Origin of the sequence: Haloferax sp. AB510, assembly GCF_024136985.1 — an archaeon.
GTDB lineage: Archaea > Halobacteriota > Halobacteria > Halobacteriales > Haloferacaceae > Haloferax.
In genome coordinates this window covers 1-9,181 of the sequence record NZ_JAMYJY010000130.1, presented here as the reverse complement: position 1 = coordinate 9,181, position 9,181 = coordinate 1, and the positions used below count along the sequence as shown (strand labels likewise).

Genomic DNA, 9,181 nt, shown 5'->3' with positions numbered 1-9,181 from the left:
GCACGGACTGGCGACCGCGTCGCTCCTCGACGCCGACCTCGCGGCCGACCCGGCACCCGTGCGCGAGGGCCGGATGCGCGTCCCCAACCGGCCCGGACTCGGAATCGACGTGGACGCGGTGTTCTCCTGAGCCGGTCACTGACGATTCAACTCTCCACGGTCCAAACGTTTTTCACGGTTCTGCACGTCGAACCGGGAAATGACCGAGGTCGAACTCGACACCGACGCGGTACGACTCGCGCTCGCCGACGGCGTGGCGACGGTGACGCTGGACGCTCCGGCGGTTCGGAACGCGCTGACGGTCGAAGTCACCGCCGGCGTACGCGAGGCGCTGGACTCGCTCCCCGACGAGGCGCGCTGTGTCGTCCTCCGCGGGAGCGACGAGGCCGGCGCGTTCTGCGCCGGCGGCGACGTGAACGCCATGTTAGAGCTACAGGCCGACGCGATGGCGCTCCCCGAGGCGGTCGACCACGTCGTCCGCGACACCGCAGACTGCGTGCGCTGCGTCTACGAGTGCGACCTGCCGACGGTCGCGGCCATCGACGGCCCGGCCGTGGGCGCGGGCGGCGCGCTCGCCATCGCCTGCGACCTCCAACTCCTCCGCGAAGACGCCTCCATCGGCTTCGGCTTCCGCCGAGTCGGTCTCGCGGTCGATTCGGGGCTGTCGTACCTCCTTCCGCGGCTCGTCGGTCGCAACGTCGCCATGGAACTCGTCTACACGGGCGAGAAACTCGGCCCCGAGCGGGCGCTGGAACTCGGCGTCGTGAATCGCGTCGCGGGCGAGGACGAGTTCGAATCTGAACTCGCCGCCCTCACGGAGCGCATCGCCGGCGGTCCGACGAAAGCGCTCACCGCCTCAAAGCGTCTGCTCCGCCGCCCGGACGACTCCATCGAAGCGGCCATCGAACACGAGGCGTCGGCGCAGGCGGTCATGTTCGAGACCGACGACCACGCCGAGGGCGTGGAGTCGTTCATGAGTCGGCGGGAACCGGCGTTCGAAGGGAAGTAGCTGCCTCGGTGGGCGACCGCCACCGGCCCCGCGTTCGGTGCATACTTGTCGCCGCCCGGTGACGGCGGGAGTATGGTCACCGTCACCGTCTGGAACGAGTACCGACACGAGAAGGAAAACGACGAGGTCGCCGAAATCTACCCCGACGGTATCCACGCGACGATAGCCGAGGGACTCCGCGAGGCGGGCTACGACGTGCAGACCGCCACGCTGGACGAACCGGAACACGGGCTCACCGAGTCGGTCCTCGACGACACCGACGTGCTGGCGTGGTGGGGACACAAGGCCCACGACGAGGTGGACGACGCAATCGTCGACCGCGTGGTCGACCGCGTCCGCGACGGGATGGGGCTGCTCGTGCTCCACTCGGGGCACTACTCCAAGCCGTTCAAGCGCCTGATGGGGACGACCTGCTCGCTGAAGTGGCGCGAGTCGGGCGAGAAAGAGCGCGTCTGGGTCGTCGAGCCGGGTCACCCCATCGCCGACGGCCTTGACGAGTCGTTCGAGGTCCCTCGCGCCGAGATGTACGGCGAGCGGTTCGACATCCCCGCGCCGGACGAACTCGTCTTTACGTCGTGGTTCGAGGGCGGCGAGGTGTTCCGCTCCGGCTGTTGTTACACCCGCGGCAAGGGCCGCGTCTTCTACTTCCGGCCGGGCCACGAGACCTACCCCATCTACGAGCAAGAGGAGGTTCGCACCGTCCTCGATAACGCCGTCGATTGGGCGGCCCCCGGCGACGGCCCCGACCCGTACTTCGGCAACGCGGAGCCCATCGAAGACCTCGACTGAGGCGGGCGGACTGCGAGAGCGGACGAAGCAATCGGTTTTTCTCGGCTGCGAGAGCGTCACGCGTCCCTGAAGAGGCGTTATTCCCGAGTGACACCTACTGGCACGCACGACTACGCCGTCCGGACGGCCGGCGGGTCGTGGTGATATCATGAAGGGAATCGACGGGAAAGTCGCGCTCGTCACGGGCGCGGCGTCGGGTATCGGACGGGCGACCGCGCTCCGGTTCGCCGAGGAGGGCGCGATGGTCGCGCTCTCGGACGTGCAGGTGGACGCCGGCGAGCAGGTCGTCCGAGAGATAGAAAGCGAGGGCGGCGAGGCCGTCTTCTTCGAAGCCGATAGCTCGAAGGAAAGCGACGTGGCGAGTCTCGTCGACAGGACGGTCAGCGAGTTCGGCGGCCTCGACTTCGCGCACAACAACGCGGGCATCGAGGGGACGCCCGGTCCCATCGCCGAGATGTCCATCGAGGACTTCCAGCGGGTCATCGACATCAACCTGACCGGCGTGTTCCTCGGCCTGAAGTACGAGATTCCGCGCCTCGTCGAGAACGGCGGCGGCGCTATCGTCAACACGTCTTCCGTGGCGGGACTGACCGGGGGCGCGAACCTCGCGCACTACTACGCCGCCAAACACGGTGTCATCGGGCTCACCCGCTCTGCCGCGCTCGAAGTGGCGACCGAGAACGTCCGCGTCAACGCGGTCTGTCCGGGCGTCATCGAGACGCCGATGATAGAGCGGTTCACCGCCGGCAACGACGAGGCGAAGGCGGGGCTGCTCGAAGACGAGCCAATCGGTCGCCTCGGCAAGCCGGAAGAAATCGCCAGCGCGGTCGTCTACCTCTGTTCGGACGACGCATCGTTCGTCACCGGCCACCCGATGGTCATCGACGGCGGCTACGTCGTCCCGTAGCCGACCCGCGCAGAGCCCCGTTTTTCCGCCGGAGTTCGACCGCCCGAACGGGACTGTCCGGAGCGCCGACTATCATAAGTGGATGGGGTCCGGAGAACGCCCATGGCACAACCGACGAGCGGACAGCGGCGACTGATGTTCGCCCTGTTCGCGTTCGCGGCGCTCGTCTTCCTCCTCGGTATCGTCGTCATCGGCTACCTCGCCGGCGCGTTCTGAGGTCGGGTCGGCTCCGGTCCTCTCGCCGGCGCGTCGAGTCTCGCGCTCAGCGGGTCGCGTCGTCGGGGTGGTAGGTCTTCCCGCGAGAGCCATCGGCGGTCATCCGGCGGAGCGTCGCGGCGGCGTTGCTCGCGTCGTAGCCGAACAGCACGTCTTTCGCGTACTCGTCTGCGACTTCGATAGCGTGGATGAGGTCGTCCACGTCCACGTTCACGGCGTACAGTTCGAGCGAGAAGTCGGCGTCGTAGGGCTCCAACAGCGAGACGAAGCCGCGGGCGATGGTTTCGAGCCAGTAGGTCGTCCCGTAGTTGGTGTCGTAGAGGGGGACGACGAACTCGTCGACGTGCGCCGAAAGCGCCTCGATATCGAGGCCAGCGCGGCGGTAGAGGTGGCCCGGGTAGGGGTCCGGATAGAGCGTGAGATACAGGCGACCGGGGACGCGCTCGGCCGCGTCGGCGACGAAGTCGGTGATGACCTCGGCGCGCCACTCGAACCAGGCGTCCTCGTCGTCGGCGTCGCGGTCGCGGTCGGCGGCCCACGCCTCGAACTGCGAGGTACACCGGTCACACCGGCAGTACTCGTCGCGCGGGAACCCCACGTCGTCGAGGCGAACGTCGCCGTTGGCCGCGGCGGCGTCCTCGACGATTTCGAGCAGGCCGGCGCGGTACTTCTCGTTCGTCGGGCAGATGTACGCCCAGTCGAAGTACGTGCGGTCCCGCGTCGCCGGGTTTCCCTCGCCGTCGACGGGGACCAACTCGGGGCTCTCGTTGGCGGCGGCGTTATCGCCGAAACACGATATCATGTTGACGGCGTTCGACAGTGGTTCGGCCGCCCGACCGGTGACGTCCTTGACCTCGTAGAAGCCGCGGTCGAACTCCGGCCAGTCGACTTCCTCTTCGTTGCGCGTGACGACCCCGTACATGGCTCCGCCTTCGCGCGGACATCGGGTAAGTCGTTCGCTCTCGGGCGTGCACCTCCTCTTCGGGCGTCGTCACTGGCCGGCCGCGAGTGAGGCGAACCCGGCCGAACGCGGCCGAGCACGCGAGAAAGTGGTTACTCTTCGATCTCGACTTCGACGGTGTCTCCACTCCCGGAGAACACGGTGTAGAGGACCGCCACGAGTGCCAGTACCAGAACCAGTTTGGCCTTCTTGGACATACCGAGAACTTCGACCGCACCGCACTAAGTGATTACGACACCGAGACACACGCGGCAACCGACTAGAAACTGGATACACGTTTTCCGCTGCCGTTAATTAAGTGACAAAATCCACAGAAAAGTTATATTATATGGGAGCATTCTGTCAGTCGTTCAGTTCGTTCCCTTCCGCCCGATGCTATTCGATTCCCCGCCTCGCGTTCTCTCCGCCGACGGCGACCGCGCGATTTCCCGCGTCGTCCAGCGGTCGGTCCCGAACGCCGCCGTCGACTCGGCCGCGACGCTCGCCGCCGCCCGCCGCGCCCTCGACGGCGAGGACGCGTACGACTGTCTCGTCCTCGGCGCGGCGTTTCCCGATGGCGACGCCGTCTCGTTGCTCCGCGAACTCCGAGCGGCGGACGACGACCTCCCGGTCGTCTTCCTCGCGCCCGGTGACGCCGACCACTCCGTGACCGAACTGGTTGATTTAGCTATCGACGCGTATCTCGCCCGCGAGGAGTTCCTTGGACGAGAAGAGCACAACGACGCCGACGACACCGAGGCCGCCACCGACCCGGCCGACGCGCTCGGCTCGCGGGTCCGGCGACTCGCCTGCGAACACCGCAAGAAGCGGGCCGCCCGCGAGACGGTCGAGCGGGTCGGGGAGTCGGTCGATACGGGGTGGTTCATCGAGGACGCGCTCGACGCGCTCGACGACGTGTTCTACGTCTACGACCGCGAGGGGAACCTCGTCTCGTGGAACGAGCGGCTCTCGGAGCTCACCGGTCTGTCGGACGCGGAACTCACCGGCATGTCGGCCGACGCGTTCTTCCACGAGGACGACCGGCCGGCAGTCAAGCGCGCCGTCGAAGAGGTCATGCGAACGGGAACCACGGTCGTCGAAGCGCGGCTCCCGACCGACGACGGCACGCTGTTGTTCCAACTCACCGGTCGCCGGCTCACGGGACCGGAGGGGGACGTCGTCGGGTTCTGCGGTGTCGGCCGCGATATCACCACCCGCCGGCAACACGAAGAGCAACTCGCACAGCAAAACGAGCGCCTCGGCGAGTTCGCGCGAGTCCTCTCTCACGACCTCCGGAATCCGCTTTCCATCTCGGTAGGATTTCTCGACCTCGAGCGGGAGACGAACGACTCCGAGAACCTCGAACGAGTCGCGACCTCGCTCGCGCGCATTAGCGACATCGTCAACGACGTGCTGGCCGCGGCCCGAAGCGGAAGGGTGGTCATCGATTTCACGCCCGTCTCGCTCGAAGCGGTCGCCCGCCGGGCGTGGAACTCGGTCGAGACGGGCGACGCGGCGCTCGTCGTCGAGTCCTCGGCGACGGTTCACGCCGACCCCGGTCGGCTCCAGCGGCTGTTCGAGAACCTGTTTCGGAACTCGGTTGAACACGGCTCCGCGGGCAGTCGAACCTCGCCGCTGACCGTCCGGGTCGCCGCGTCGCCGGTTGACGACGCGTTCGCGGTTGAAGACGACGGTTCCGGTATCGACGACGCCGTCGCCGCGCGGGTGTTCGAGCGCGGCTTCACCACCTCGGCCGAGGGGACGGGCTTCGGCCTCGACATCGTCCGGTCGCTCGCGGAGGCCCACGGCTGGACCGTCTCCGTCGGGTCGGCGGCGACCGGCGGCGCGCGCTTCGAGTTCGACGGCGTCGAGTTCGCCGACGAGGACCACCGCTGTCAGGCGAGCGCCGCGGGAAAAAGGGCGTCGGACGACTCCTAAAAACGGTCAGTTCACGTCGAGGTTGGCCGCGACTTCGTCCTCGCGGACGATGGTCTCGCAGTAGTCACAGCGCACGCCGTCCGAGAGGACGGTAAAACGGGACCGGATGGGCTCGTCGGCGTTCGAGATGCAGTTTCTGTTCGGACACGAGATGATGCTCGCGACGGCGTCGGGGCGGACGACGCGGTTCTTCTCGACCACGTCGTAGTCGCGGACGATGTTGATGCTCGCGGCCGGCGCGATGAGCGACAGCACGTCCACCTCGGACTGGCTCAGCTCGCGGCCTTCGACCTTCACGATGTCCTTGCGGCCGAGGCGGTCGGAGGGGACGTTCATCCCGACCGAGACCGCCTCCCCGCTGGTGCCGTCGATGCCGAGGATGGCGAGGACGTTGAGCGCCTGCCCCGCGGCGACGTGGTCGATGACGGTGCCGTTTCGAATCTTCGAGACGCGGAGTTGGTGGTCGTCAGTCATCGTCTTGGGAGAGGAGGATGTCCAACAGCGCCATCCGGACCGGGATGCCGTTGTGAGCCTGTTCGAAGTACGTCGCGTGGTCGGTGTCGTCGATGTCCGGCGAAATCTCGTCCACGCGGGGCAGCGGGTGCATGATTGTGAGGTCGTCGGCCGCCGCTTCCAGCGTCTCCGAGTCGATCTGGTACTGTCCCGCGACCTTTCGGTACTCGTTTTCGTCGGGGAAGCGCTCGCGCTGGATGCGCGTCACGTAGAGCACGTCGAGTTCGGGGAGCACCTCGTCGAGTTCGGTGTGTTCTCTGACCTGCGCGCCCGAGGCGTGGAGGTCGTAGCGGACGTTCCGGGGGAGTCGCAGGCTCTCGGGGCTGATGAAGTGCTGGCTGGCGTCGAAGTTCGTCAGCGCCTCGGCCAGCGAGTGGACCGTCCGGCCGTACTTCAGGTCGCCCATGATGCCGATGGTGAGGTCGTCGAGGCCGGCGTTCTCCCGGATGGTGTAGAGGTCGAGGAGGGTCTGGCTCGGGTGCTGGCCTGCGCCGTCGCCCGCGTTGACGAGGGGCACGTCGACGAACTCGGCGGCCATCGTGGCCGCGCCCTCGCTCGGGTGTCGGAGCACGAGCGCGTCCGCGTAGCCCTCGACCACGCGGACGGTGTCGGCGAGCGTCTCGCCCTTCTTGACCGACGACGATTCGACCGGTCCCATATCGACGGTCTGGCCGCCGAGGCGTTTCATCGCGGAGTCGAAGCTCATCCGAGTTCGCGTGCTCGGCTCGAAGAAACAGAGCCCGAGAACCTTTCCGGCGTGTCGTTGCCGGAACGCGGCCGGGTCGTCGTCGATGTCGGCCGCGCGGTCGAGCACCGCCTCGATGTCCTCCCGCGAGAGGTGCGACGCGGAGATGAGGTGGTCCTGACGCATCGATGAATGACGCGACCTACACCGACTTGAATCCCCCGGCATCGAACGCTTCGAGTGATATTCACCACCATGCACAGAATCGGCGATATCGGCGAGCGCGGCGGACACAGAAACGCGGGCGAAACGGTCGGAAAACGAGGCGACGAAGCGACGAGACGGCAGGACGAAACCGGCGAGGCGACGACTGATTCAGACCCTACGGCCAGTTGCCGGCGGAGTCGTAGGAGTCGACGACGCGTCGGATGGCGACGACGTAGGCCGCGGTTCGGAAGTTCGGCAGGTCGTGGGTCTCGTAGGCGTCGACGAGTTCCTCGAAGGCGTCGACGATGACGCGCTCCAGTTCGTCGTTGACACGGTCTTCGGTCCAGTAGAACCGCTGGCGGTTCTGGACCCACTCGAAGTACGAGACGGTGACGCCGCCGGCGTTGGCGAGGATGTCGGGGAAGACGTGGACCTCGCTCTCGGTGAGCACGTCGTCGGCGTCGGGGGTGAGCGGGCCGTTGGCGGCCTCGACGATGATGTCCGCGTTCACGTCGTGGGCGAGTTCCCCGTCGATGGCGTTCTCCAGTGCGGCGGGGACGAGCAGGTCCACGTCGAGGGTGAGAAGCTCGTCGTTCGTGATGGCCTCCGTTCCCTCGTAGTCGGAGACGGTGCCCGTCTCGTTTTTGAACTGCTTGACCGCGCGGGTGTCGAGACCGTCGGGGTCGTAGATGCCGCCGGAGGAGTCGGAGACGGCGACGACCGACGCGCCGAGGTCGTCGATGAGTTTCGCGGCGACGGAGCCGGCGTTCCCGTAGCCCTGGACGGCGACGGTCGCGCCCTCGATGTCGCGGCCGAGGTAGTCGAACGCCTCGCGGGCGGTGAGCATCGTCGAGCGGCCGGTCGCCTCGACGCGGCCCTCGCTCCCGCCGTTCGAGAGCGCCTTGCCGGTGATGACGCCCGGCGCGGTGGTGTTTTCGAGGGTTTCGTAGGTGTCCTTAATCCAGTTCATCTCGCGCTGGCCGGTGTTCACGTCGGGCGCGGGGATGTCGCGGTCCTCTCCGATGAGGGGGCGAAGCTCCTTGGCGAACGACCGGGTGATGCGTTCGAGTTCGGACTCGGAGTACGCCTTAGGGTCGATGACGATGCCGCCCTTACCGCCGCCGTAGGGGATGTCCACGACGGCGCACTTGTACACCATCCAGCCCGAAAGCGCCTTCACCTCGTCGCGGCTGACGTTCGGGTGGTAGCGAATCCCGCCTTTGTACGGGCCGCGGTCGCCGTTGAACTGCGACCGGTAGGCGCGAAACAGTTCGACGTCGCCGTCGTCCATCTCGACGGCAAGGTTCGTCTCGAGGACTCGCTCGGGGTTCTTCAGCCGCTCGATAACGTCGTCGCGCACGTCAAGGTAGGCGGCCGCATCGTCGATTTGCTCCTGTAGACTCTCGAAGGGATTCGCCTCTTGTGCCATGTCCTAATACGCTCCGGGCATCCGGTTAAGCGTAGCGGGGATTTTAGCATACCACAGTATTGAGACACATACCCATTGATAAAATGTGACGAACGTCGGGACTCGACCGCGGCGTCGTCGCGCCGGCCCGGGAGCGCTCAGTACGACTCGCCGGCGCGGTCGAGGATGTTCTCGGCCTGCTTGACGAGCGGCGCGTCTATCATCTCGCCGTCGACGCCGAAGACGCCCCGGCCCTCGCTGGCGGCCTCGTCGCGGGCGCGGAGCACCTTCTTCGCCCACGCCACGTCCTCGTCGTCGGGCGAGAACGCCTCGTTGATGACGGGCACCTGCGCGGGGTGGATGGCGAGTTTCCCGTCGTAGCCGAGTCGCCGGCCGAACGCGGCGTCCTCGCGGAGTCCCGCCTCGTCCTGATAATCGACGTGGAGCGTGTCGATGGCGTCGACGCCGGCGGCCGCGGCCGCGACGACGACGTGCTCGCGGGCGTACAGCACTTCGGTGCCCTCGTCGGACCGGGTCGCGCCCACGTCGGCGGGCCGAAGTCCTCCGCG

At 67.1% G+C, this 9,181-nt stretch carries 8 protein-coding genes and 2 pseudogenes; 5 read left to right on the top strand and 5 right to left on the bottom strand.

Going from position 1 to position 9,181, the window contains the following annotated elements; genetic code table 11:
* From NKF06_RS18280 to NKF06_RS18265, 4 genes and pseudogenes are all read left to right on the top strand, one after another.
* Positions 1 to 130, top strand: a pseudogene (locus tag NKF06_RS18280) (o-succinylbenzoate synthase); the annotation flags it as partial.
* A gap of 69 nt (positions 131 to 199) precedes the next feature.
* Positions 200 to 1,009, top strand: a complete 810-nt coding sequence (locus NKF06_RS18275; RefSeq protein WP_253246228.1) for an enoyl-CoA hydratase-related protein — start codon at positions 200 to 202, stop codon at positions 1,007 to 1,009.
* Positions 1,010 to 1,081: 72 nt separating this feature from the next.
* Complete coding sequence (locus NKF06_RS18270; RefSeq protein ID WP_253246227.1) at positions 1,082 to 1,798, top strand: ThuA domain-containing protein; 717 nt, start codon at positions 1,082 to 1,084, stop codon at positions 1,796 to 1,798.
* Between the two features lie 148 nt (positions 1,799 to 1,946).
* A complete protein-coding gene (locus NKF06_RS18265; protein WP_115878113.1) occupies positions 1,947 to 2,705 on the top strand; it encodes a glucose 1-dehydrogenase in 759 nt (252 codons plus the stop codon).
* A 262-nt stretch (positions 2,706 to 2,967) separates the two neighbouring features.
* On the opposite strand, the gene NKF06_RS18260 is transcribed toward NKF06_RS18265, so the two are convergent.
* Positions 2,968 to 3,843, bottom strand: a complete 876-nt coding sequence (locus NKF06_RS18260; protein ID WP_253246226.1) for a hypothetical protein — start codon at positions 3,841 to 3,843, stop codon at positions 2,968 to 2,970.
* A gap of 411 nt (positions 3,844 to 4,254) precedes the next feature.
* Here NKF06_RS18260 and NKF06_RS18255 point away from each other — a divergent pair, with 411 nt between their 5' ends.
* Positions 4,255 to 5,799: an ATP-binding protein gene (locus tag NKF06_RS18255; RefSeq protein ID WP_253246225.1), complete on the top strand. Its 1,545-nt coding sequence runs from the start codon at positions 4,255 to 4,257 to the stop codon at positions 5,797 to 5,799.
* 6 nt (positions 5,800 to 5,805) lie between these two features.
* Here NKF06_RS18255 and pyrI read toward each other — a convergent pair whose 3' ends face one another.
* The 4 genes and pseudogenes from pyrI to NKF06_RS18235 form a co-directional block, all read right to left on the bottom strand.
* Positions 5,806 to 6,273: an aspartate carbamoyltransferase regulatory subunit gene (gene pyrI / locus NKF06_RS18250; protein WP_004977049.1), complete on the bottom strand. Its 468-nt coding sequence runs from the start codon at positions 6,271 to 6,273 to the stop codon at positions 5,806 to 5,808.
* Complete coding sequence (pyrB, locus tag NKF06_RS18245) at positions 6,266 to 7,183, bottom strand: aspartate carbamoyltransferase (RefSeq protein WP_058827144.1); 918 nt, start codon at positions 7,181 to 7,183, stop codon at positions 6,266 to 6,268. The genes pyrI and pyrB overlap by 8 nt, the downstream gene beginning before the upstream one ends.
* Positions 7,184 to 7,379: 196 nt before the next feature.
* The gene (locus NKF06_RS18240) at positions 7,380 to 8,633 is read right to left on the bottom strand and encodes a Glu/Leu/Phe/Val dehydrogenase (protein WP_253246224.1); all 1,254 of its coding nucleotides are present in this window, start codon (positions 8,631 to 8,633) and stop codon (positions 7,380 to 7,382) included.
* A gap of 137 nt (positions 8,634 to 8,770) precedes the next feature.
* Positions 8,771 to 9,181, bottom strand: a pseudogene (locus NKF06_RS18235) (aldolase/citrate lyase family protein); the annotation flags it as partial.